Origin of the sequence: Paenibacillus sp. M-152 (genome assembly GCF_003856555.1) — a bacterium.
Taxonomy (GTDB): Bacteria; Bacillota; Bacilli; order Paenibacillales; family Paenibacillaceae; genus Paenibacillus; species Paenibacillus polymyxa_C.
Genome location: NZ_CP034141.1, coordinates 5,338,062 through 5,364,093, shown reverse-complemented (window position 1 = coordinate 5,364,093; position 26,032 = coordinate 5,338,062). Strand labels below are relative to the sequence as shown.

13 protein-coding genes are annotated in these 26,032 nt (G+C 42.7%); 10 read left to right on the top strand and 3 right to left on the bottom strand.

From position 1 onward, the window contains the following. Nucleotides 1-180 precede the first annotated feature (180 nt). From EGM68_RS23450 to metK, 8 genes are all read left to right on the top strand, one after another. Nucleotides 181-4,197 carry an S-layer homology domain-containing protein gene (locus EGM68_RS23450; RefSeq protein WP_129550106.1) on the top strand — a complete coding sequence of 1,339 codons (4,017 nt, stop codon included), beginning with the start codon at nucleotides 181-183 and terminating at the stop codon, nucleotides 4,195-4,197. Between the two features lie 350 nt (nucleotides 4,198-4,547). Next, complete coding sequence (locus EGM68_RS23445; protein WP_129550105.1) at nucleotides 4,548-7,685, top strand: efflux RND transporter permease subunit; 3,138 nt, start codon at nucleotides 4,548-4,550, stop codon at nucleotides 7,683-7,685. 19 nt (nucleotides 7,686-7,704) lie between these two features. Next, on the top strand, nucleotides 7,705-9,051 hold the full coding sequence (locus EGM68_RS23440; protein WP_129550104.1) for an efflux RND transporter periplasmic adaptor subunit: 1,347 nt from the start codon (nucleotides 7,705-7,707) through the stop codon (nucleotides 9,049-9,051). 553 nt (nucleotides 9,052-9,604) lie between these two features. Continuing rightward, nucleotides 9,605-12,007: a copper amine oxidase N-terminal domain-containing protein gene (locus tag EGM68_RS23435; protein ID WP_129550103.1), complete on the top strand. Its 2,403-nt coding sequence runs from the start codon at nucleotides 9,605-9,607 to the stop codon at nucleotides 12,005-12,007. A gap of 100 nt (nucleotides 12,008-12,107) precedes the next feature. Further along, a complete protein-coding gene (locus EGM68_RS23430; RefSeq protein ID WP_129550102.1) occupies nucleotides 12,108-13,640 on the top strand; it encodes a stalk domain-containing protein in 1,533 nt (510 codons plus the stop codon). Nucleotides 13,641-13,685: 45 nt separating this feature from the next. Further along, on the top strand, nucleotides 13,686-14,270 hold the full coding sequence (locus EGM68_RS23425; RefSeq protein ID WP_058830213.1) for a hypothetical protein: 585 nt from the start codon (nucleotides 13,686-13,688) through the stop codon (nucleotides 14,268-14,270). A gap of 136 nt (nucleotides 14,271-14,406) precedes the next feature. Continuing rightward, complete coding sequence (locus EGM68_RS23420; RefSeq protein WP_064961682.1) at nucleotides 14,407-14,697, top strand: alpha/beta-type small acid-soluble spore protein; 291 nt, start codon at nucleotides 14,407-14,409, stop codon at nucleotides 14,695-14,697. Between the two features lie 330 nt (nucleotides 14,698-15,027). Next, nucleotides 15,028-16,230 (top strand): methionine adenosyltransferase, encoded by a 1,203-nt coding sequence (metK, locus tag EGM68_RS23415; protein ID WP_129550101.1) that lies wholly within the window; start codon nucleotides 15,028-15,030, stop codon nucleotides 16,228-16,230. Nucleotides 16,231-16,357: 127 nt separating this feature from the next. Here metK and EGM68_RS23410 read toward each other — a convergent pair whose 3' ends face one another. The 3 genes from EGM68_RS23410 to EGM68_RS23400 are packed head-to-tail and all read right to left on the bottom strand — an operon-like array spanning nucleotide 16,358 to nucleotide 21,838. Next, entirely contained in the window at nucleotides 16,358-17,260 is a 903-nt protein-coding gene (locus EGM68_RS23410; protein WP_025678294.1) for a TetR/AcrR family transcriptional regulator, read from the bottom strand. A gap of 55 nt (nucleotides 17,261-17,315) precedes the next feature. Beyond that, nucleotides 17,316-20,432: an efflux RND transporter permease subunit gene (locus EGM68_RS23405; RefSeq protein WP_129550100.1), complete on the bottom strand. Its 3,117-nt coding sequence runs from the start codon at nucleotides 20,430-20,432 to the stop codon at nucleotides 17,316-17,318. Continuing rightward, nucleotides 20,429-21,838 (bottom strand): efflux RND transporter periplasmic adaptor subunit, encoded by a 1,410-nt coding sequence (locus tag EGM68_RS23400; protein ID WP_129550099.1) that lies wholly within the window; start codon nucleotides 21,836-21,838, stop codon nucleotides 20,429-20,431. Before EGM68_RS23400 ends, EGM68_RS23405 begins: the two co-directional genes overlap by 4 nt. A 267-nt stretch (nucleotides 21,839-22,105) precedes the next feature. Here EGM68_RS23400 and EGM68_RS23395 point away from each other — a divergent pair, with 267 nt between their 5' ends. After that, nucleotides 22,106-24,823 carry a stalk domain-containing protein gene (locus EGM68_RS23395; RefSeq protein WP_129550098.1) on the top strand — a complete coding sequence of 906 codons (2,718 nt, stop codon included), beginning with the start codon at nucleotides 22,106-22,108 and terminating at the stop codon, nucleotides 24,821-24,823. 47 nt (nucleotides 24,824-24,870) lie between these two features. After that, the gene (locus EGM68_RS23390; protein WP_013373402.1) at nucleotides 24,871-26,031 is read left to right on the top strand and encodes a sensor histidine kinase; all 1,161 of its coding nucleotides are present in this window, start codon (nucleotides 24,871-24,873) and stop codon (nucleotides 26,029-26,031) included. The last annotated feature ends 1 nt before the right edge of the window (nucleotide 26,032 follow it).

Here is a 26,032-nt window from a genome sequence, read left to right as displayed (position 1 = left end):
AATGTAAGCCTTCAAGCTTAGCGGTATACCGCAGGTTTGAAGGCTTTTTTGATGTTTGCTGTAAAAAAACTCCCTCCTTTTTTGAGAATTTACTAATTTTTTGTATGTTTGCTACCGATAAAAAAAGTAATGAATGATTACGTACCCCAAGGTGCGACAGAATCAAAGGAGGACAATGATTTGAAACGATTGCTATCCATGTTGCTGACGGTTGGTCTCATCATTGGCTTGGTGCCGGCGGCCCTGGTAGGTACGGCTCATGCTGCGACAGGAACTTATTTCATTTTTCCAAATGAAAAATATGATGCGGATTCGGCCAGAATGGTAAACACTGACCGTGTTACAGTTAACGGTACGATTAACGGAGTGAATGGAAGTACTATATCGTATAGTGTATTCCAACTCTCTAAAAATGGAACAAACCTTAACGTAGTTAATAAAAATGAGAGTCAAAAGGGCGGAATTACGGTCAATGGCTCTACGATTCAAATTTCAGACATTAAACTGTTTCCTGGTTTGAACCGAATTACATTCCAAAGCAGTCAAAATTCGGCTGAAATGAAGGACTCCATTTACATTGAGTATCAGGATGGACCCAAGCTGTATGATCTGTCTGCCACACTGAATGGTGAAACCCAGCAGTTAGTAGAGAATCAAACGGCGGTACTGACAGACGCACGAAATAGCGGTACGGATGATGTGAAAGTAGTCATTCAAGGTACGGCGCCTAATGCTGACAGTGTAACGCTTACTTCTACAAAAAGTAGCAATACGTATACTGTTAACTCCTATACCAGCTATAAGCTAACAGGAAGTGTTGTACTCAGCCCGGGTAAAAATATAGTGACGATTAAAGTGGGTAACGGAACTCAGGCTCTTACGGTTACGCGTGAAATCACGATTTATACGGGTAAACCTGAATTTTCCGATTTGACTTTGAATAAGGACGGCAATGTGTCTGCTGATCTGACGACTTCCCCTGACTTTACTGTATCGTCTACAAGCGGTGTGGTTTTGAAAGGTAATGTTCTGGTTCCTTCCGGAGCAACTGATCCAGTAGTGAGCAAAATTAATGCTAGATTTACGGACGTAAGCAATAACGGTAGCGCAATTGGTGATACCAATGGAATTGATGCTACGATTGATACAGCAAATGTTGTTACATCTACTGGTTACAAATTATATCCGTTCCAGGTAACAGTGCCTGATGGCATCGTAACCGACCACTTGATTCGTGCATCTCTGAGTGTAGGTTTTGCAAATGGAACGAGTTCCAATGCATCTGCGGTTCAATTTACATTGCGTAGCAGCACACAGCCTTATATTGATGACGTGAACTTTCTCCCGGATCTTAATAATCAGCTGTTGAATAGAATCAAGGGTAGCGGGTCTGATCAAGCAGCTGCCATAGATGAAGCTATGAAATTAACAGGTAGTTCTATGAAGAACAAAACTACAGATGCTCCATCTGTACCTGTAGGTATGGAATTTATCATTGTTAATGGTACGCCTAGCTCAATTAACGAGCTTTCTGGTGTATCGGTTCATACCGTGGGTTCACCCCAAGATGTGATTCGGACAATTAATGGTAAGTCAACACAAGTGAAAAAAATTGTTGCTTACGTAGATACTTTGCCTAAAGAAGGACAAAACGTACTGAATTTTTACCTGAATGGTGACTCAAGTAAATTGATTAAGGCAACTGTTAATTTATTGCAGGGTCCATTCATGAAATACGATACCATTTATGATGGTCAACAAATTCCGTTGAATACATCGAGTGCAAACTTAAATACGTACAAACTGAATCAATTAGGTTATTTTAAAGGTAAATTGCTGGACGTGAGTAATGCTGCGGATATTCACTACACTGGTAGTAACCGAAATGTATTCTTGTATGTGAACAACGTACTAGTTGATCTTGATGGCACAGGAGCGAACTTTAAGCTGGCTGCTTCCTCGGAAACAGCGGCTGCCAACGCACTGGCAAACGGAAATAATGAAATCAAGTTTGTGTTCAAGCCAGGCATCGAGTATAGCAATACGGTAAAAGTAAACTTTACACAAACGAATATTCCAGTAATTCCTGTTCCAAACACACAAGGTATTATTCCTTTTACACCCGTTAGCGGTCTGAGCAATACGCCGAAATATAGCGAAATTGCACCGAAATCAAAAGATGCAAACTTCACAAAAGTAGATGACACTAACTACAATACATCGCTGAAAAATATCAATATCTTTGGTACTTTCAGTCTTGCTGATTTGGGTAAAGCGGATCAGGTGAGTGGTTCGTTAAGTGATATTGCCAATAAAGATCAATACATTTTAGAAATTAAAGGTTCGGACGACAGTGAGGTAAACTGGACGCTGAATAACGAGTTCTTCTCAGCGGAAGATGCCAAAACTGCATACAACTCTGGTGCTACTACGGATAAGTTTACAAGCAAAGATTTGAAAGACCTGCTCGTATACTACCATCCGGACAAAAAGTATTTCAGTTTTGTATTGAAAAACCAAACTATTTCGCAAGATGGAACGCCAGTAGCTTATAACATTACCTTGTACAACAGCGGCAAGAGCGGACCGTTTGCTACTTTCCGACTGCAAGTATCCGGTCAATCCACATCTTTTGATATCTTGCGTCCGCTTCCTGAAAAAAGAATCGTGAATCAAAACTTTGTGCAAGTTGTTGTGAACGCAGGTAATGCAGATAGTGTTATGGTAGGTAAGGAAAAAGCAGTTCAAGAAGGTTTTGATTCTGATTACGATGGTACTGTTGATTACCCATCAACCTACAAAGCCATCGTTACAGGTCTAAAAGCCAACAAAGATAATAAAATTGATGTAGTGGTTACAGTAGGTAAGGAAAAATTAAAACAAACCATTACTGTTAAATATGTGCCTACTAATATTCCTGGCGAGCAGTACATGGAAGCGATGAAAACATCGCACAAAGTGTTTGATGGTAATCTTACACTTGCGTTCGCGAAGGGAACGAGCCTGATTCGTCGGGATTACGATCAACCGCAGCAATTCAAAAACCAGGTTTTCTCTGGCCACACTTTGTACTTTGCGATCGCAAATAGCGAGGATGGTGTGGTGGACCGTCATGAATTTGAAACTGAAAAAGCATTGTCCGATATGCAGAGCTTGATTGCAGATGGAAGTAGATACTTCAACAGAGATTTCCCAAGTCGCTTTACCAAGTCCAGTCCAGTATTCTGGATTGACCCAGGTACAGCAGATGATATCAAAACAGATGCTTACGATCCGGTAACGTATGGTGCTGATCCATATCAATTGGCTAACAAATCGCAAAATGACAGTAGCAAGATCAAAAACTTCTACTGGCGTGACCCATCTAACGAGCTAGTACCTTCCAAGCGTGCTACATTGACGCTGACGTATGATAGCAGTATTGCTCAGGATGCAGGGAAACAAATGACAGTGTTCTTTTTTGATCCTGATTTGAAGGATTGGCAGAACATTGGTGGTGTGGTGGATCCGAAGAAACATACCATTAAAGTACCATTTGACCGTTTCGGATACTATGTAGTCGCTAAGGTTGGGGAAACGTATAGTGATGTCATTAAGCACAAATACGCTAGAGATTATATCGAAGCTATCTTGGCCAAAGGTGTCATGAACCCAATGGATCCAATTAATAGCTTTGGACCTGACAGCTACATTAAAAGAGGCGAATTCACGTCGATGATTGTCAAAGGTCTGCAAATTCCGCTTAATTTCAGTGGAGCGAAGCATTTCGACGACGTGTCTATTCCAAATACGATATCCGCAGATGCGCTCTACGATTATCGTTATATTGAAACAGCTGCGCGTGCCGGTATTGTCAAAGGTTCGCAACCAAGAATCTTTATGCCGGAAGATGTAATCACACGTCAAGATGCAGCAGTCATTATCGCCAAGGCATTGAATTTGAAGCTGGAAACAGATCATGACAAGATCATGAAAAATCTGTCCAAGACCTTTAAAGATGCGGACAAGATCGATTACTACGCACAAGCATCTGTATTGGCTATTGCTAAGAAAGGCTTTATCACAGGGTCGCCTGTAGACGCAAGTGATCTGAAAAAAGGATATATGTTTAACCCTACATCCTTGACCTTGCGCGGAGATGCAGCAATTATTGTAGCTAAAGTTATGGCTGATAAAAAACTGCTTCCTAAAATTTAATCATTCAAAAACCTGAAATTATCAAACATCCCTCCATGAGAAATGGAAATTCCCTTTCATATACATGAGAGGGATGTTTTTTATAAATCAGCTATTTGACTGGAATTACGGGCCTATGCCATAATATCAATGAGATGAAAACTTTGGAGAAGCATTACGGCATTTTTTATTTAGCTTTGCCTTAAATGGGTGTATTAATTTCTTTTTTTTAAGAATTTATCTCAAAATGTGTTTATTATTTTTGCATATGTTTTTTTTGCGCATTTATCTGAAACTTTACGCCTATTTCATCGTAGTAGAGGATGTGTGTGCTTAAATATTACATAGAGAAGTGAGTGGGGAGTGATGAGATGTCTCAGTTTTCAATACGCCGTCCTGTAACAGTATTTATGTTAATTGTTGCTTTGTTAATCGGGGGCGGTATATTTGCGTTAAGGCTTCCTGTCGAGTATATGCCAGATATGAAGCTACCTTACGCTGCAGTGGTGACCAGTATTCCAAACGCAACGCCTACTGAGGTTGAGGAATTGGTTACTAAACCTATTGAAAAGAGTCTGGCTTCTATCGAGAACGTGGATACAATCACGTCCGAGTCTTCAGAAGGATCATCTATGGTCATGATTCAATTTAACTGGGGAGTAGATATGAACCAAGCAACCCTCGACATGAGGGATAAAGTTGATACCGTTAGAGGATCTCTCCCAGACACGGCAAATTCGCCGCGTGTTCTAAAAGTGGACCTCAATGCAACGCCAGTTATTACCCTCGCTTTTACAGGAGACCAGGATATTAACAAGCTGAAGCCTATTGCTGAAGATATTATCGAGCCGCGGCTTGAAAGAATTGCGGGAGTAGCTGCAGCCAACATGTCAGGTGGTCAAGAACGACTCGTAAAGATCACTGTAGATCAGGCCAAGCTTCAAAGCTATGGCATTACGCTGGATCAAATTCGACAGGCCCTATCGGCTAATAATGTTGCTGGCTCTGCGGGTTCTGTATATCGTGGTAATACACAAATTCAACTTCGCGTTCAAGGTGAATATAAAGCTGTTTCAGAAATGGGCGAAACGCCAATCCCTGTAGGTAAGGGAAGCGTGAAATTGAAGGATATCGCGACAGTTGAAGACTCCGTAGAAGAAGTCACCACTATTTCTACCTATAATGGGAAGCCAAGTATTAATATTTCTGTTACTAAGGCTACTGGTGGAAATACTCTTTCAATCGCTAATTCTGTGAAGGAAAGTTTGGATTCGATACGGAAGGACCTGCCTCCTGGAACACAATTGGAGATGGTAACTGATGCTTCCAAGCCTATTAGAGACTCCGTACACTCACTAATAGAACATGCTATATTGGGGCTTATTATCGCAGCTATTGTGTTGCTATTATTTTTGAACAGTATACGTTCTACTATTATTGCTGCGATCGTTATTCCAATTTCCTTCGTAGCAACGTTTATGATGATGTATTTCACTGGACAAACCATTAATGTTATTTCATTGAGCGGTTTGCTTCTAGGGTTAGGATCATTTGTCGACTTTGCCGTTGTTATCATTGAAAATATTTTTAGGCAGCGACATGAAGGGAAAAGTATGCTACAAGGGGCAATTGATGGCTCCAAGCAAGTGGGCAATGCGGTTATGGCATCTGCACTTGCACAGATTGTAGTATTTTTACCGGTTGTTTTTGTTGACGGAATTGCAGGAGTTATGTTTAAACCGTTGGCATTAACTGTTATCTTCTCCCATATAGCAGCCTTGCTGGTATCCCTTATGATTGTGCCAATGCTTGGCTCGCGTTGGATGCCTACAGTACCGGATGAATCCATATATTCTTCAGGTACTTATAAAGGTATTAACCCTATTGTGTGGTTTAATATCGGATTTGAGAAATTTAAGGGTGGTTATCGCCGTGTACTGAAGTGGGGAATTAATCATCGAAAATCTGTTTTAATCATTACTGTATTAATGTTTGTGGCAGCTGGGTCTCTGATTTCTATGGTTAAGGCTGAATTTATTCCTGAATCCGACACTGGGGAATTCTCAGTGAAAGTGAAACTTCCTAATGGAACAGTTCTAGAGGAGACTGAAAGAGTTGTTCAAGGTATAGAGAAAGAAATTCTGAAAGTTCCTGATCTGGACAAAATGACAGTGACTGTTGGTGCTGGTGGTCTTTCTGGTTATTCAGGGGCAACTCCATCCAATTCGGCAGAACTAAGTGTTGCGCTGAAGGATGGGCATCAGCCAACAGACGCTGTAGTTGAAGGCCTTCGCAAGAAATTCGATAGTATTCCGGATGCAGAGATTACACTGGAGTCTGCAACAGGCCTTTCGACTGGAGCGGCGGTTAATATTAACCTAAAAGGCGATGATATGGACGTCTTGAGGGAACTTTCCGACAATCTCGTTGCCGGCGTAAAGAGCATACCGGGAACGGTCAATGTAAAAAGTTCTTTGAATGCGGTTCGCGAAGAATATGAGATTACCGTTAATCGAGAACTTGCTAGTCAATATGGCTTATCAGCAACCCAAATTTTATCTGCTGTAAATACTTCCTTTAATGGATCTGTTGCAACAAGCTATCGCACAGGTGATGATCAAATCGATGTGAAAATCTCTCTGCCTGAGCAGGATCGACATGACTGGTCCTATTTGAAAGCATTACGTATTACCACTTCACAAGGGATTGATGTGCCTTTATCTTCGGTAGCAAGTATTGATAAACGCGCTGTACCGGATAGTGTCACCCGTGAAGATCAGACACGTCAAGTACAGATTTCTGCTGACATTGATGGATCAGGGGACATTCTAACCGTCAAACAGAAAATAGATGCTCTTTTGAAGAGTACTCACTTCCCAGAAGGCTATAGTGCAGATACGGGTGGCGGGCAATCTGAACAAATGATGGAGTCTTTTATAAACTTAGGGATAGCTATTCTGCTATCTGTAGTTCTGATTTATATGGTTATGGCAGGACAGTTTGAATCTCTGCTCACACCGTTTGTTATTATGTTTTCGATTCCGCCTACGTTAATTGGTGTACTTATCGGCCTAGTGGTAACGGGAGCGAGCCTCAGTGTTTCGGCTTTTACCGGTTACATCATGCTCGTTGGCTTGGTTGTAAATAATGCAATTGTCATGATTGATTTCATTATTCAGCTTCGAAAAGAAGGCGAAGATCGAGATGAAGCTATTATTCATGGCGCATCTGAGCGGTTGCGTCCGATTTTGATGACAACGTTGGCTACCGTGCTTGCTTTGATCCCTATGGCATTTGCTAAAGGTGACGGTAATGAGACGCAAGCTCCTATGGCGGTTGTTGTTGTATTCGGGTTATCCTTCGCAGCTTTGGTCACGCTGATTCTTATTCCGGTTGTTTATGTTATTTTGGACAATATCATTCAAAAACGTAAAAATCGCAAACTGAAAAGACAAGAAAAGAGACAACTGAAAAAAGAAGCGAAACTGCAAAAAAGTGTTCATATATAAGGTGAGGTGGAGAAACATAATGAATAAAAAAAGTGCTCTGATTGCCACAACTTTGCTTTTATCAGTTGCATTAGCCGGCTGTGGTGGGGGGGAGGCCCCCGCTGCGCCAGCTTCAGTGCAGAAGGCGATCCCAGTCCAAGTGGCAAAAGCGGCTAAAGGCAGTATTAACGACTCAACAGGTATTATTGGAAGCTTTGCTCCGAAAGAGACGGCTCAAGTATCTCCGAAAATTAGCGGAAAAATTCAAAGTATCAATCTTACAGTGGGGCAAAAAGTAAACAAAGGCGACACATTGTTTACTATAGACCAAAAGGATATTCAGGACTCGATTAAGCAATCTCAGGAATCGTACCAGGTTGCCTTGGCCAACTTAAAACAGGCTGAGTCAGGCGCAGCACAATCTGTGCAACAGGCCGAGTCCAGTGTGGATCAAGCCAAAAGTGCGCTTGTACAGCAAGATAACTCCATTACACAAGCTCAGACCAGTCTGATCGATGCTCAGAATTCCGTGCGTGATGCTCAAAATACGCTTAATCGCAACCAACAGTTGTTTAGTGCGGGCGCTCTATCTCAATCCGAGTTAGAACAGTCCCAAATAGCGTATAGAAAGGCTCAAACTGCTGTGGAGAATGCACAGGTTGCACTGCACAATGCACAAACATCTAAGGAAAGTGCGCAAACCACATATAATAATGCCCAGAAATCATTGCGTCTTGCACAACAAAAAACGGGCATAGACGTAGCACGTGCTTCTGTAAATCAAGCTAAAGCGAGTTTAGACACAGCACGTAGCCAATTGGTGGATGCTGTAGTCAAAGCTCCGATTTCCGGCACGATATCGGTAGTAACAGGAGTCCAAGGACAAATGGTTAGTGCGCAATCTGCAGTTGTTACAATTGCAAATACCAATCCTATCATTGCTAAAGTCAACGTTTCTGAATCAGAGCTTCTGAAGATGCAGGTAGGTTCGTCTGTAACTGTAGGTGTGGACTCATTGAACAAGCGCATAGAAGCTAGAGTGACTGCCGTCAATCCCGTAATGGATAATGACCTCAAGGCATATCCTGTCGAGATTTCGGTTCCAAATGGTTCTGGTGAATTAAAATCAGGGATGGTTGTAACTGTATATATGAAGTCAGAAGCTCCTAAAAACATTTTAGTATCGCAGGACGCCATTACAGAGCAGGCAGGGAAGAAGTATGCATATGTAGTGGAGGGTACTGTTGCTAAGAGGGTAGAAGTGCAGACAGGCCAGGAAAGTGCCAAACAGGTTGAGGTCACCAAGGGGCTCACTGAGGGACAAAATGTCGTCGTTAAGGGCGTAAGTTTGCTTTCAGATGGCGCGAAGATTAATGTAGTAAAATAATTTGTTTCGTTATATTTACATTATATTGCTGTTCTCCGTCATTTCTACTATTTAAAGTGTATTAGAGTATTAGATTTTTAAGGAATCTATAGTCTTTATGTACTTTATGTACTTTATGTATTCTATGGATTATTCGTTACGAATATACTCCATTAAAGACCTCAATTAATGTACAGAAAATACCCCTGTACATTTAAGGTTGAGAAGGTAAAAGTTGTAGGATGACGGAGGAACAGGTTCAATAGTATAATTATGACTGTGGAAAGCGGAATACATAATCAAAAAAAATAAAATAATTTTTTTTTTGAAACAGACGCAACTTTTTGGACCCATGCTACGTCTAATTGGGTGAGTATGAAACAAAGGGGTACAAAAGCGTAAAGACAAAATTCGCTAAAAAAAATCTTTACTGCATTGTTATCACATTGTATAATACTGGAGTACGTCATAAATGGACGCTTTCTTTCAACTAGATTCCAAGCTTCTGTGATATTGTCACAGATATCATTTTATAAGGGTTCTCATAAAGCTCGGAAAGGAGGTGTAACGACTGATGAGTGACAAGATCCGACAAAAAGACAAAAATAATATTTCTGTTTATATTCAAGGAGGAGAAAAAAAGGTTATGACAAAGTTTAACAAAAAAATGATCAACGTGCTGGCAACAGCAACATTGGTTGCTGGTGTAGCAGCTCCAATCGCAGCATTGACTGCACCAACTGCTATCCATGCATCTTCTAGCTTCACAACTATTAACACTCCTACTATTAGTGGTAGCGCTGAGAATTTTGCTAATCTTGATGGCAGAGTGAAAATCACAGTGAGCAAAGCTTCTGTAAAAGATGGTTCTTCTTTTACTGTTACTTTGCCTAAAGGTTTCTACTTTAACAGTAGTGATGTTGCTAAAATTGCTGATGTTATAGGTACAAAAAAAGGTGATACTCAAATTGGTTCTGTAAGTGATGCTACCTATGGTTTGGGTGTATACGCTGACTTTGATGGAAATAAGGACACTGGTATTACAGTTGCTCCAATCATCAACAATTATGACACTAATGGTAAACCAGTTAACGTAAACTCCGCTAAAATTAGTTTTACTGGTGACACTAATATCAGTGATGATATTACTCTCTTCTTAAACTTCAGTAGAATTAATGTAGCTGGTCCAAGTAACGGTCCAGTTAAAGCAGCTATTGATGCTGCTTCCAATAGTGGTTTGACTAGTGGTGAAATTACAATCGCAAACGTTGTTTCTTCCGGTCAAGTTTCTCTTGCTGCAAACGATACAGTTTCCAGTGAAGATAACTTCACTGCAACATTGAAAATTAAAGAAGAAACTGCAGGTTCTTTGACAGGTAGTAACTATATCAAGTTGAAATTGCCAAGTGGTTTTAAATGGGATGCTGCTGGTACAGCTGCAATTCTTTTTGGTGATATAAAAGCTGCTGACATTGAGGCTAACCCACTTGATGATACTCTTACTGTAAGATTGAAAGATACTGTGAAAAGCTCCAAACAAAATTCTTTCCAATTGCCAGTTAAATTCCATGTAGATGATGAAACAAATGCTAAACAAGGCGATGTTACTGTTAGCGTTTCTGGTAATGCAACAACTGATGTTAGCTCTCTTGTTGTTGGTAACTATGGCGAAATCGGTGGTGGTGTTACTGTAGCTACCCCAACAACTATTCTTGCTGGACATGACGAACAAAAAATTGGCGACATCGTAATTAAAGAAACTGTTGCTAAATCCTTTGTAAAAGGACGTACTGTAACTTTGCGCCTGCCTGAAGGTGCTCGTTGGCAAGAAACTTTCAAGAGTAACAACCCAGGAAACAGCTTTGCTGGTTCTATGGAAAATACTAACGGATTGGGTGGAGCAGAGGTATCCTACACTGACTCTGACAAACGTACTTTGAAACTGACTTTCAACAACCCTAATAGCACAACTGATGCTGGTACTTTGAAACTGAAAAACGTTGAAGTTGCTACGCAACCAGGTTTCTCCGGTGATCTGAACGTTGAAGTTGCTGGTAGCCAAGGTCTGAGCGGTAATGTTAAGGTTGCAACTGTGAAACAAGCAGTTACTCTGGCTGCTGCTTCCAAACCAACCCTGACAATCGGTCTGGGCGATCAACAAGTTGGCGATATCACAATCACTGAAGCTGCTAAAGAAGCTTTCGTTAAGAAAGATGGTAGCCGTGAAGTAATCTTGGAATTGCCAACAGGCGTACGTTTTGCTTCTACTCCAGAAGTAAAAGTTACAGCTGGTGACGTTAAAGTGAAGAGCGTATCTACTGATACTTACGGCGAAAGCAATAAAGGCCGTTTGAGCTTCTACATCGACAGCGAATCCGCTACTCCAAGTACAATTACAATCTCTGCTCCTAAGCTAACTGTTGACCGTACTGTAGCTCAAGGTGACATCGTTGCTAAGCTGAAAGGTAGCGCAGTTTCTTACACTGCATACAGAGGCGCAACTGACAACACTCAAAACTGGAAAGACAACAACACTGCAGCTGCTGAAGTAGCAATCGCAACTGTTGGAACTCCAGCTCCAGGTGCTACTAAAACTAAAGCTGTCTTCACACTGGGAAGCACTTCCTACACTGTGAACGGCGAATCTAAAACAGCTGATGTAGCTGCTTATGCTCAAAACGGACGCACTTACTTGCCAGTACGTTATGCAGCTGAAGCTTTGGGTGTATCCCCACAAAACATCCTGTTTGACAAAGCAACTTCCACAGTTACCCTGATTAAAGGTGACCGCGTTGCTCAAATCAAACTGAACACTAACCTGTTGACTGTTAACGGTTCTGTGATTCGTATGGACGTTAAAGCTGTAACTAACAAAAACCGTACTGTACTGCCTATCTTCTGGGTGAGCAGAGCGCTGGATGCATCCATCAACTATGATGCAACTGCTAAAACAGTAACTGTTGAAAACAACAACTAATTTAAGAGCAACTCTTTTGAGTTAACTGAATTAGATGAGAAGAGGGTTCCTTTTTGGAGCCCTTTTCTTTTATTAGTCTTATTGACAAAGGAGAGAAATTATGAAACGTTTTGGAGTGGCATTACTATCCACATTGGTTCTTAGTTCTGCGTTTGCTAATCTTGCAGGAGCTCAGTCAGGTGATATAAAGGTTATTATTAACGGTGTGACTCAGCAATATACACAGTCTCCGATAGTCAGTCAAAATACAACCTTGGTGCCTCTTCGTGGTGTTTTTGAAAGCTTGGGAGCGCAAGTGGAGTGGGACAGCAAGGCTAAAAAAGTAACAGCATCTAAAAATGACGATACATTAACTTTAAATATTGGCTCCAAACTTGCTTATAAAAACAGTAAGCCGGTACAGCTCGATGCAGCAACTCAAATTCAAAAGGGTCAAGTACTCGTTCCTTTACGTTTTGTGAGCCAATCATTAGGCGCCAAAGTAAATTGGGATCAGACTACACGAACAGTGACCATTTCGAATCAAGGTAGTGGTAGTGCTACTGACACCAATAGCTTGTCTAGTAAGCCACTTGCAGCTCCTGTGACCAAAGTTACTTATGATACTTACTATAATGACTCCTTGACCTATGACGATGCAGTCAAACTGGCTATTGCTGATAGTACTTCAGTGAAAACAGGAGAAGTGAGTATTGATCAGGCAGGAAAAATTTTAAAAGAGACAGGCAAAAATATTGACTTTGTTCCAGCAGAAGCAGGTAATGAGGGTCAAGATAAAGCTTACAAAGGTTATGCCCAAACGAACCTTAATTATGAGGCTACCAAAAAGAATCTGGAAATGACCAAAGAAAGTATTGAATATAATGTAAAAGATCTTTACAATAAGCTCCTTCAAAAGCAAAATGCCGTTAAGCTGGCTGCTTTGAATATCGAAGATGCAGAGCGAAAACTTAAAGTTGCGCAAATCAAGAGAGATAATCAAATGTCGAGTGATTATGAAGTTACCCAAGCGACCAATCAGTTGACTCAAAATCAAGCAGCTTTGGATAAAGCTAAAAAAGATTTGGATAGTGCATATGTATCTTTAAATCAATTGATTGGCTACAAACCAGAGCAACGTTATGAATTGAAGGATAAGCCTGTATATTCTGAATTTAAAGATAATGTAGAGACAAAAGTAAGCCAAGTACTCACTAGCAGCACTGCCATTTGGTTGAGTGAGCAAAAAGTGGATTTGGCTGAACTGAGTTTGAAGCTTTATAACTTTAGCACTCCAGGAAATACCCCTTATGAAGCTGAACAACTTAATGTTGAAAAGGCTCAGTATGCTACAGAAGGCACAAAGAGACAATTGGAAGAAGCTGTGAGAACAATTTATAACAACATCAAAGCATTGGAAAGTCAGTACTCACAGATTCAAGCCGGTTTGGTGAGTGCAAGAAGTGCGGCTGATATGGCTAAAAAGCAATTTGATGTTGGATTGGCTACAGAGCTTCAGGTTTACGAGGCTAATTTGAAAGTGACTACCGCTGAACAACAAGCGGAAGATATTGTTTCAAGTATTGATACTTTGAAGCTGGCTTTCAATAAGCCATGGGCTATGCAAGGTTCCGCTGGAGCAAGTGCGCAATAATTTAAGCTTACCTATACTTGTTATAACCTGCAGTAGGAGGTCTTCATGAAATCACGCTATAAAGTATCGTTGGCTGTTGTTTTACTTGGAGGAGGAATTGTGGCTGGCTCTTTGATGAACAATTCAGTCAATGGAGCCTCCAGTTCTGGACAACCTGGAACAGCTGATGATCCAGTCGTAACCAAAAGCTATGTTGATCAAAAAATTGCTCAAGCCATCAAAGGTGGGGGAAGTGCAAGTAGTACTAGTAGTAAGACAACTAGTTCGACTGCTCCAGCAACAAACACCACTACTTCTAATACAACCACGTCTTCAGGAACCTCTAATGCAACTAAAAGTTCAACGGTGGAGCAGACAGAGGCTTTGAAGGTTGTTGATGTAAAGCCTGGTCAGAAACTAATTGCTAAAGCTGGAGCAGAATTTATTTTACGTAATGGAAATGCTGTTGTGTATAGCATGGATGCCAGTGGTGCTATTGATATTACTTCTGGAACTGAAATTGTTCATAACCAGGCTGTCGAAAAAAATCATTTATTATCGTTTCCTAGAGAAGGAAGAGGTATTCAAGTAAAAGAAGGCCAAAAGTATGGCTTAGTCGTTATGGTACGTGGCGGCTATACTGTTCAATAACTGGGGTCTATCTCTTTTTAAGGTACTCTTTTTCTTAAATCCTGTTTGGGATAGCAAATTGTTCTTGGCTAAGTTGACTTTAAACACTGCACACTAACTTCATGAAAACTAATTCATTGAGTGGAGGGTGCGTACAATGGCGTCAAGAGGTCAAAGACGATTAATTCCCGAAAGCCGTGCCAGGTTAGATGATTTGAAGTATGAAATTGCTGCCGAGTTTGGGTTACCTGTTTATAATCCTCAATATGCACATATACCTCCGAATGCTGACAGTGAATTTGCTGCAGAATTAGGAGAGTTTACGAGGAGTCAAAATGTAGCGTGGCGCGATTTAACTTCAAGACAAAATGGCTCCGTTGGTGGAGAGATTACTAAAAGATTGATACAATCCGCTGAACGTAGCTTATCTGAATTTGGTACATTATAAATTGTAATTATTGATACAGATTTTAAACAAATAGTAGGTATACAACTGGAGCTATTTACATGTGGATCAAAATGGTTCGCATGTAAACTCACTTCATTTTCGAATTTTGTTATTTGGATGACATGAATTGACACCTTGTTTTAAATAGGATATCATGGCATTTGAGGCTTGTACGCAACCTTTTCCTACCGGAAAAGGTTCATTTTTTGTTAATCAGGTGTAAAAGATATCTTCCGTCATTTGTTGGGTTGGAGGTAACTGAATAATGCCATGCCATGTTAGGATTTATTAAAAATCCTCATGTATTTTAATTATGGGAGGTTGAAATTCATGTCTGTAAAAGGTCGTCATTTGTTCACGTCCGAGTCTGTAACAGAAGGCCATCCGGATAAAATTTGTGATCAGATATCCGATGCTGTATTGGACGCCTTTTTGGCTAATGACCCTAATGCACGGGTAGCATGTGAAGTATCGGTAGCTACCGGTCTCGTTCTCGTCATTGGTGAAATCAGCTCCAAATCGGAATACGTGGATATTCCATCCATTGTTCGTAATACGATTAAGGAAATTGGTTATACACGTGCAAAATACGGTTTTGACTATAATACTTGCGCTGTATTGACTTCTTTGAATGAACAGTCGCCAGACATTGCTCAAGGGGTTAATGCTGCCCTGGAAAGCCGTGATCCTGCTGAAGTAGATAAGGAAACAGAAAACATTGGGGCTGGGGACCAAGGATTAATGTTCGGTTTTGCTACGAACGAAACACCTGAGCTAATGCCTCTTCCTATCGCTATGTCTCACCGTATTGCACGACGCTTGTCTGAAGTGCGTAAGGAGGGAACACTGAATTACCTTCGTCCAGATGGTAAAACTCAAGTAACGGTAGAATATGAAAACGGCAAACCTGTCCGTATTGATGCCATTGTGGTTTCTACGCAGCATGCAGAAGATACTACTTTGGAGCAAATTCAAGCAGATATCAAAGAAAAGGTTATTTTGCCAGTGGTTCCTGCCGAATTGCTGGATGAGCAAACCAAGTACTACATTAATCCGACAGGACGCTTTGTAATCGGTGGTCCTCAAGGGGATGCAGGTCTGACAGGCCGTAAAATTATTGTGGATACGTACGGTGGTTATGCACGTCATGGCGGGGGAGCATTTTCGGGTAAAGATCCAACTAAAGTAGACCGTTCTGCTGCTTATGCTGCTCGTTATGTAGCGAAAAACCTTGTGGCAGCTGGATTGGCTGACAAGGTTGAAATACAGCTTGCTTATGCCATCGGTGTAGCTACGCCTGTTTCGATTAACGTCGATACATACGGCACAGGGAAAGTCAGTGATGAAAAACTCGTTGAATTGATCCGAAATAACTTCGACCTTCGCCCAGCAGGCATCATTCGCATGTTGGATCTGCGTCGTCCAATCTACAAGCAAACAGCTGCCTACGGCCACTTTGGACGCACAGATCTGGATGTACCGTGGGAGAGTGTAGATAAAGCGGAAATTCTGAGAGAGCAAGCGGGGTTATAATCCTCGTAGGTCATCAGAATAACGCATTAACCTAAAAAGACTGTTCATGCTATGCATGAGACAGTCTTTTTTTGATATACTTTGCTATTAACTATGAACTTGCCACGGTGTACTTAATTTCGCTCCACTATTCGGATATCGGTGCGAGACCCAATAAATTTCTGAGTAAATGACATACCTTCTGTACTTCCTTATATTGCTCCAAATACGCAAAAAGAGCTTTTAAGAGACCTTTCTGAGGGTTCGATTTCAGAGCCTCTTCCTTTAATTGAGCGTAAATTTGCTGACACTCCTGTTTCTCCTCTGAGCTCCACGAAGACAGCAGTATACTGTCTTCCAGGGAGTGGAGAAGGCCGTTAATTTGACGACCTTGGTCAAAGGGATTACTTAAAGCGCTCTCGGGTAACCAGCCTTTCTTGCTCCAAAACAAATGTGGAGCGGGATCAGCACTGCTCAGGCTGGTTGCCAAGGAACTGGATAAGAAGATGATAAACTGTGTTAGATGCTCAATCGTTTCATCATTCATCCGATCGGCAAAGAAGCGAATATATTCAAACACAATGCTTTTCAGCACAAAGGTTATATCCCATGCATGATCTTCAATGCCTGGTCCAAAAATATCAATCAGGCAGTCGCGAACCCATTTGTATAATTTGTATTCATGCTGTTCAAACGCACCATTGAGTTGTTCATTTTGAAAAATAAGCATGGAAGGCTCAGGAAGATCCATCATGAGATACACTTTGTTTTCAACAAGATTTTTCAAGTAGAGTACAATAAAACCGTGCAGCTTATCGTGTTTAGATAGGTCAGGTTTACTGTAGAGAGCTCGGATGTCTTGTTCAATATTGTTTTCCAGAATGACACACATTTCCAAAGGCAATTCTTCTTTCCCTTGAAAATATTTATAGAAGGATGCTTTTGCCATTCCACTTTCTTTAGCGATTTCTTCAACAGATGTTGAATAATAGCCTTTTCTGGAGAACAGCCGAATGGCCGCCTGTAAAATATCATTTTTTTTACTTTCCATACATACTCCCTCCAGGAACCAACTCGACAGCATGCGGAATTCGATACTTCATACATTACAAAGGTTGGTCACGTGTAATAACTGTGTGCTGCTGTTTTTTGAGTTGCCGGTGCATCTTGTACTTGGCCATGATCATATACAAGGACGGCACCACAAACAAAGTTAACAAGGTTGAAAATAACAAACCGAAAATGACGGTGAACGCCAGTGGCTTAAAGAGCAGGCTCCCTAATAGTGCTAATGGAATCATACCTACAATGGCAGCCAGGGAAGTCAACAAAATCGGTCTGAAGCGAGCAGCGGCGGCTTGTATTACGGCTTCCCTTAACTCCACTCCTTCATGTCTTGCATCCTCGATAAATTCAATTAAGACAATCCCGTTCCGTACCACAATACCCGCAAGTGCGATAATTCCCATGATACTCATAAAACCGATGGGCATACCAGTTAGAAAAATACCAATAATCCCGCCGGCAGCTGCTAGGTACACGGTCGTCATAATAATAATAGGAATGGAGAGTGAATAAAACTGCATCGTGATCAAGAGTAAAATGAGTAAGACTACAACAATCGCCAGCTTCCCTAAATCTCCGAATATGGTGGACTGATCGGATGTTTCACCGCCTACCTCCCATTTATAGCCTTCGGGGAACTTCATTTGTGCCAGTTTGCCTTCCACATCTACCATGGCTTCACTTGCAGTTCTTCCATTCAAGTCAGCTTCGACCGTAATCGTCCGCTCCATATTGTAATGCTTGATTTGCTGAATAGCAAATGACGGTTTAATCTGTACAAGCTGGTTTAATGGAATTTGCTTGCCAGCTGCATTCACTACACTTAATTGTTGGAAAAGCTTACTTGGCTCCTCGTTACTGTGATTCAAATACATTTTGATATCTACCAGACTACTTCCCGTATCGAATTGACTGACTTGAGCTCCTTCTTTTAACAGAAGAAGGGTACGAGTCAAATCTGTGTAGCTTACTAGATACTGATCCATGGCTTGTTTGTTGACCTCAAGCTCGAGGGCATATCGTTCAATTCCTATGTCATCTACGATGCCCGTTGTGCCCTCAACTGTCGCGATCTGCTCCTTTGCTTTTTGGGCAAGGGTTTGCAGTTCATTCAGATCCTGACCTGAGATACGAATAGAAACGGGTTTACCTACTGGAATCCCAAGACGGGGAACATACATGGTAACCGTAACGCCAGGGTAGGATTTCTTAACATGTTGTTCCCAAGCATCAACTGTCGAATTGAGATCGAATACGTTCTCTTTTCCGACAACAGCAATCTGACCTACGGTTTCGTTATAACTGATAGTTCCACCCGCACTATTAATGTCACTAAACAGTTGGGGGGCAGTCCCACCTGCACTGTAAACGACCTTGGAAGTTTCGGGTTGCTTCTTAATCCAGCCTGCAAGATCTTTAACGACCTGGTCGGTTTCCGCAATGGAAGTGCCTACAGGCATTTTTACATTTAATGCAACATGAGGATCTTCAGATTCAGGGAAAAGCTCAACCGATGTAAAGGGAACTAATCCATAAGCGGCTGTTCCAAGCATGAGTCCAACCATAGCCGTCAGCAAGGGACGCTGAATGACTTTAGGCATCAGCTTTTGTGAATAAAGCTTGTTTAAAGAGTGAATCTGCTGACCGAGCAAGCCTACTGGTTTAGATTTCCTCTGAGGGTGACGAGTCTGTCTGCGTTTCTCATACCACTCTCGAAAAATAGGGATGATCGTGAGAGACATGATCATAGAAGCTAACATGGCCAGAGAAACAATGGTGGGAATAGGTCTAATAAAGGCACCTACATTTCCGGGCAGAAACAACAATGGAGCAAAGGCAGAGATCGTGGCCAATGTTGCAATCAAAATAGATAGCATGACCTCTTTGGTACCTTTTATAGCTGCAACGGAGGGTGGCTCTCCTAATTCCGTAAGTCTGCGCTCAATATTATCGTTTACCACTACAGCGTCATCCACGAGTATGCCGAGTACAATGATCAGACCGACAACGGAAATCTGATTTAGAGTAATGCCGAACATAGGTAAAAAGATAACGGCAATCGAAACCGAAATAGGGATTGCCAGCGCGACAAAAGCTGAGGTGAGTAAATTCAAGCCCAACATACAAACAAGAATAACCGCTGCAATGGCCAGAATCGTTTCACGCTTTAAGTCGTCAAAGATATGGCTTACCTGATCCTTTTGTGCAAAGAGAGTCTGTAAGTGAACACCCGCAGGGAGTGTTTTCTCCAGCTCTTTGAGCTTGCTATTGACCTTTGCGCTCATAGAAGGGATGTCTGTGCCTGTTTCCGCCCCAATACTTAGTGTAATGGCCGGTTTACCCTCTACGTAAGCGAAATATTCTACCTCAGGATGTGCCAGCTCAGTTGTGCCGATATCTCTTAAATAAACAGGGTTACCTTCTTTTGTACGTGTCAAGATGACCTGATTTAATTCGTCAGCTTTTTCGGTCTCACGAACAACGAGTTGATAGGTTCGTCCGTTGTATTCAATATTACCAGTAGGAACCCGATCAATCTGAGACTGGATCGCTTGTGCCACTTGTCCCCACGACAATTGATATTGCTGAAGCTTTTGGTTGTCGATATGGATACGTACTTCCTGATCGGGAAGACCATTGAATTTGACACTGGATACGCCGGAAATTATATTAAGTTGATCTTTCCAGGTGGTGGTCAAATCATTTAGTTTATACAGTGGGGCAGATGAGTCGGCGGTCAGGGCATAAGAGCCGATAAACGAGCTGGTTAGCTTGTCATTTATAACAGGCACTTCAGCGCCTTGAGGAAGATCAGCTTGTGCATCCTGCACTTTTTTACGCATATTATCCCAAACCGTTTGAGGATCGACTCCATTTTTGGATTCGATTAAAATAGAAGAGAATCCGTTCCCAGAAGTCGAATTAATCGTTTTAACACCTTCAACCTCCTTGATGCGTTTCTCCAGCTCTTTAGTTACGGTTTGTTCTACTTTTTGTGGTGAAGCGCCGGGATAGACGGTTGTGACCGTAGCATTCTGTATGGTCACATCGGGCATTTCCTGCTGTGGTAACTGGAAAAAACCAAAAGTTCCAACTACAATCAGCATGACAAAAAACAGCAACGTAATTTTTCGTTTTTTTACGATGTACTCAATCATGGACGTCCGCCTTCCTCCGACTGAATCGCATTTCCATCAAATAGGGATTCTGCCCCTTTAATGACAATACGTTCTCCTTCACGAAGCCCGGATACAATTTGCAATTGATTATCTACAACCTGATTGCCAAGCTCCACAGGGGTTCTAACTGCTTTTCCTTGAACATCTTTGAAAATAAAAGGCTTGCTTCCCGTATTGATGACTGCTTCAGCAGGCACAAGAATACCATTCTTGTCTGTCACCTGATGCGCAGCTTTGATGACCTGGCCGGGTAACCAGTCTCGCTGTGGATTGGCAATGACAATCTCTACGTTAACCCTCCCTGTATCGGTGCTGGTTGAAGGATAGACGTTGGACACCGTACCCTGACGAGTTTCTTCATAGAGCGCCACCTTTACCTGTTGTCCCTTTTTCCAATCCTTAATTTCACTGTCTGGTACGGGAAGGAGTACTTTAAGACGGTCGATGGAGCCTATGCGATAGACGGCTTGGCCCGACGCGACCAAATCACCTGTATTCACGATTTTGTCTAGGATTACGCCGTTCACAGGAGAAGTTAAACGGGTGCGTGACAGTGCCAGCTCTGCCTGGCCCTTGGCAACAAGCGCCTTTTCGTAGTTGGCACGCGCTTGTTTTTGGGAAGCCTCAGCCTGTTCGCTGGCTGCAAGAGCTTTAGTTTTACCTGCAATCGCATCCTGAAAGGAAGCTTGGACAGATTGATGCTCTTCGACTGTGGCTCCTTCCAGCAAAAGAGATAAGGAAGCTTTTGCTTGCTCCAGATTTTGAAGAGCAGTGGTAGCGTTCAGGCGGGCGTTCTCGTTATCCGACGCGGTAGCTGCACCCGCCTCGAACAGCTTTTGTGTCCGCTCGCTATCCGTCTTGGCCTTGTTATAGGCGCTTTGTGCCTTATCGACAGTGGTTTGAGCTTGCTGTTTTTCCTGAGCGCGCGCACCCTTGTTGACCTTGCTAACATTTGCACGAGCATTCGCAATACCAGCATCGGCAGATTGAATCGCAGAGGTAGCTGCCTGTAAGTTAGCCTGTGCGTTATCTATACCGGCTAGAGCTTCTTGGATAGAGGCTGTAGCCTGTGCAACCTGTAGCCTGTAGTCGGCGTCATCGAGACGGGCAATGGTTGTACCTTTTTGGACAAGAGTTCCAGTCGTGATTTCTGCGCTAGCGACGGTACCTCCGTTTTGAAAGGCTAGTGTACGTTCCTCATAGGCCTGAAGGGTACCTGACAAGTCATAGGCGGTATGGAGTGGTGTGTTTTTGACGACTGTAGTGCGCACAACGGTCGGCTGTGCGGATGAACCTGAAGTAGCATCTTTTTTTCCGGTAGAGCATCCAGCGATGGCGAGGCTCAGTGATAAGGTGAGTATGATGATGGCCCGTTGTTTATTCATGATTATTATCCATCCTTCCAATAGGGTCATAAGTTTCTGTTTAAACTTACTGGTTTAAATTGAACTCATAAGTTCATGTGTATTATAGTGCGCCAATATTGTATTCGTCAATTCACTGTTTTGGATTTTATGAATTAGTTGGCGGGATTTCGGAACTTTTGCCTTTATAATAAGTCTATTAACATAAGAGGATTTTTTTGTTTATTGGTAGAGTACATGTGCGGATTAAACCGTTTGAATAAAAAGAAGATGGGAGCTATTATCCAAATGTTTTTAAGTAATAGAAAACACAGCAAAGTGAAAGTAGATGGCAAAGGAATCGCTAAAAGATGGGCTGTATTAACGCTGGCAGGAGTATTATGGGTCGGTCCGGTTGCTGGAACTGGGGTTCTAATCCCGTTAAACAATTGGATATCTGCTCCAATCGCGAGTGCTGCCTCCGGTTCAACGGTAAAATTGGGTGAAGAGATTATTACTTCGGGCGCAACATTATTGAAATATCGCTTTAAAGGGTCTAAAGGAACAGCGCTGGCTGATATCATTCGAGTAGACCTGCAAAATCCGTACGTAAAGCTGGATGTCATGACAGGGAAGAACGGACAGTTTACGACCCGTCAGAGCACAGGCGGTATGGCAAAAGAGACCGGTGCGGTTGCTGGAGTGAACGGGGATTATTTTAATACCTCTAGTGAGGGAGCACCGATCGGTGGACAGGTATCCAAGGGCGTGCTGATGTCTACACCCTCTGATTTAACAGGGATGTATGCCTTTGCTGTTACGAAGGATGGCTCGCCGATGGTTGAGCAATTTACTTTCGAAGGTACAGTAAAAGCTGGGGATGGGTCTTCCTTCTCCTTGGCAGGGATGAACAAGGCTTCGTACTCGCCAGAGACGAGTGGGAGCAGCTACAGTCACTCCAATGCTATGTATATTTATACATCTGCTTGGAAAGCGATTGAGCGACCTAAAAACAGTTCGACAACGCCTACAGAAATATTGGTACAAAATGGCGTGGTTACGCAAGTCTCCGAAAATGCTACATTGAATATGACTGTTCCGCAGGATGGCTATATTTTACGTACACACGGTAAAGCAGCTGAATATGCCAAAGCGCATCTGACTGTGGGACAGACCGTAGAAACGAACTATCACCTTCGCGTCAAATCGACAGGGAGCGAAGTAGATCCTTCCAACCTTCAGATGATGATCGGTGGACATACCATATTAGTAAATGACGGACAGAAGACCTCGTTCTCCCGAAGTACAACAAGTATTGGCGGGACACGTGCGCGTACGGCTTTGGGATATTCCCGTGACAAACGATACGCATATGTCATTGCCGTTGAGAAGAATGGGAACAGCGTTGGTGTATCCCTGAGCGAGCTGCAAACACTGATGAAAGATATCGGTGTCTGGAAGGGGATGAACCTTGATGGTGGCGGCTCTACCACTATGGTCACTCGTGATTTGGGAGATACGACAGCGGGGCTTACATTCAATACAGAATATGGTACAGAGCAACGTAGCATCGTAAATGGAGTGGGGGTATATACCACTGCTCCTAAAGGAACGCTCAAAGGCTTTACCATCAAGGGCAATAAAACGCTGCTGATTGGTCAAACCGGAAGCTACTCCTTCAAAGGCTACGACAACTACTACAATCCATTTGATACCTCGAAAGTTCAAGTGACGTGGAAGTCCGGCAACCCTGCTGTTGTGTCCGTGAGCGGCGGTGTTGTGAAGGGGGCCAAACCGGGAACTGCTACCTTAACAGCATCCAGTGGTTCAGCCAGTGCGACAACCAAGGTCACCGTGCTTGGGGCAGATGAAATTTCATCACTTACTGCAGGAAGTGGGACAGGCTCGCTTACTGCAGGAGCAAAAATCGCAGTACCGATAACGGCCAAGACGAAAGATGGACAGAGTGTCAGCATTACATCAGATGCGCTCAAATGGGAGTTCATCGGCTTTAAGGGAAGCGTTAAGGACAATCAGCTTACGGTAAATACAGTGGATGTGGGTGTGAAAACAGGCTATGCCATTGGTCGCTACGATGGTTTCAGTGCGGTTGTCTTCCTGTCTGCTGGGGGGGCAAGTACAAATAACTGGGAAAACTTCGAAAATGTTTCGTATCCGGTTGATTTTACTTCAAATGCGGAAGGTGTTACCGGTACAGCGGCAGTTGTACAAGGGGATGGAGACCATGCCAATTCCAAAGTGCTGGAGCTAAGCTATGTCATGACGAACGGCAGTGGTAAAATGTATGCTTACGCTCAATTAAACGGCACATCCGGCAAGACGCTGGAGCAGGCAGCTACATCCATCTCGATTGATGTCAAAGGAGATAAGAGTCTGAACTGGCTACGTGCGGAGCTGGAAGATGCTCAAGGCAAAACTGCATATATTGATCTTGCCAAAGTGATCGACTGGAACGGCTGGAAAACGATTAACGCAGATATGAGCGGTTTGAATATTTCGTATCCGGCGAAGCTGAAACGTCTCTATGTGGTCAATGTAGCCGAAGGTCAGGATGAGCGTGCTAAGTCAGGTAAGGTCGCTTTTGATAATATCTCTTTTAATACACCAGGAACAGTCGGCACAGAAGGACTTAAAAAGGGAACAGCTCAGATGACGATCGGTCAAAAATCGATGACGGTAAATGGAACGCCAACAACGATTGATGCAGCTCCGATGACTCGCAATGGGTCGACGTATGTTCCAATCAAGTATGTGTTGGACGCATTTGGCGGGCAAGCCAAATGGAATGCGGGCGATCAACGGATCACCATTATGCGCGGTGGTGTGCTGATGGATTTGACTGTAGGAAAAAAAGAACTGATTCTAAACGGAAAGCGTAAGAGCTCTGAAGTTGCACCTATTGTACTAGGAGGAAGGACTTTAGTCCCATTAAGACTTGTGTCTGAACAGTTAGGAATGACTGTAAAATGGGAACAAGAAACGAAGACCATCACCCTCCAGTCATGATATGGTATGATATATACTTGAAATGCTAGGATTGGAGTAGAACATTTGTGGACTTTCAAGCCGATATCATAGACCGAGTCATTAAAAATGCCATCCAGGTGATGGAGAACAGCAAATATCAGATGTTCGAAATATTGGACACGGCCCGGACCGAGCTGGTCACGTTAAATCAAGAGCTCCAGAGCGTATTGAAGGAAACGGCAGAAACGATCGAAAAAGTGGACCAGCTGGAAATGAACTATCGGCGGTCCCGAATTCGGTTGACTGAGGTCAGTCGTGATTTCGTCCGCTACTCGGAAGAGGATATCAAGCAGGCTTATGAGAAGGCAACACAGCTTCAACTCGATGTGATGATTTTTCGCGAGAAGGAAATGTATCTCAAAGCTAGAAGAGATGATCTTCAAAAGCGGGCCAAAAGTGTCGAGGCTTCTGTTGAGCGGGCCGAAACTATCGGTTCGCAGATGGGGGTCGTGCTGGAATATTTATCGGGTGAATTGGGGCAAGTGACGCGGATCATTGAATCGGCCAAAAATCGGCAGTTTATTGGTCTGAAAATTATTTTGGCTCAGGAAGAGGAGCGTAAGCGCATATCCCGTGAAATTCACGATGGACCTGCGCAACTCCTTGCGCATCTAGTGCTTAGGACGGAAATTGTGGAAAGAATGATCGCCAAGCAGGAATTTAAGATGGTTCAGGACGAAATAGTAGACTTGAAGAAACAAGTTCGCTCCAGTCTTGAGGAAATGCGAAAGGTCATTTTCAACTTGCGTCCCATGGCTCTGGATGACCTGGGGCTTATTCCGACGCTCCGGAAATATGTGCAGGATTTTGAAGAAAAAACAAAGATTAGAGCGCTTTTTGAAACAAGGGGCAAGGAACACCGTCTCTCTTCCGCGATGGAAGCAGCCATTTACCGTCTGATCCAGGAAGCTTTGACTAACGCTGCCAAGCATGCTTACCCTACCTATGTGCTTGTTGAGATTACCTACCAGGCACAGCTTGTAAAAATTGTTGTGCAGGATAATGGTCTGGGCTTTAAGCCAGAGCTTTTTCAGCAAAAAAGCAAGGACCATGGGCATTTTGGTCTGATTGGTATGCGGGAAAGGGTTGAACTGCTCGAGGGGAGAATGGAGATCGAATCAGCTGAGAATCAAGGCACCAAGATAGTGATTCATATCCCAACCAACGTGGAAAAGGGAAAGGAGTAAC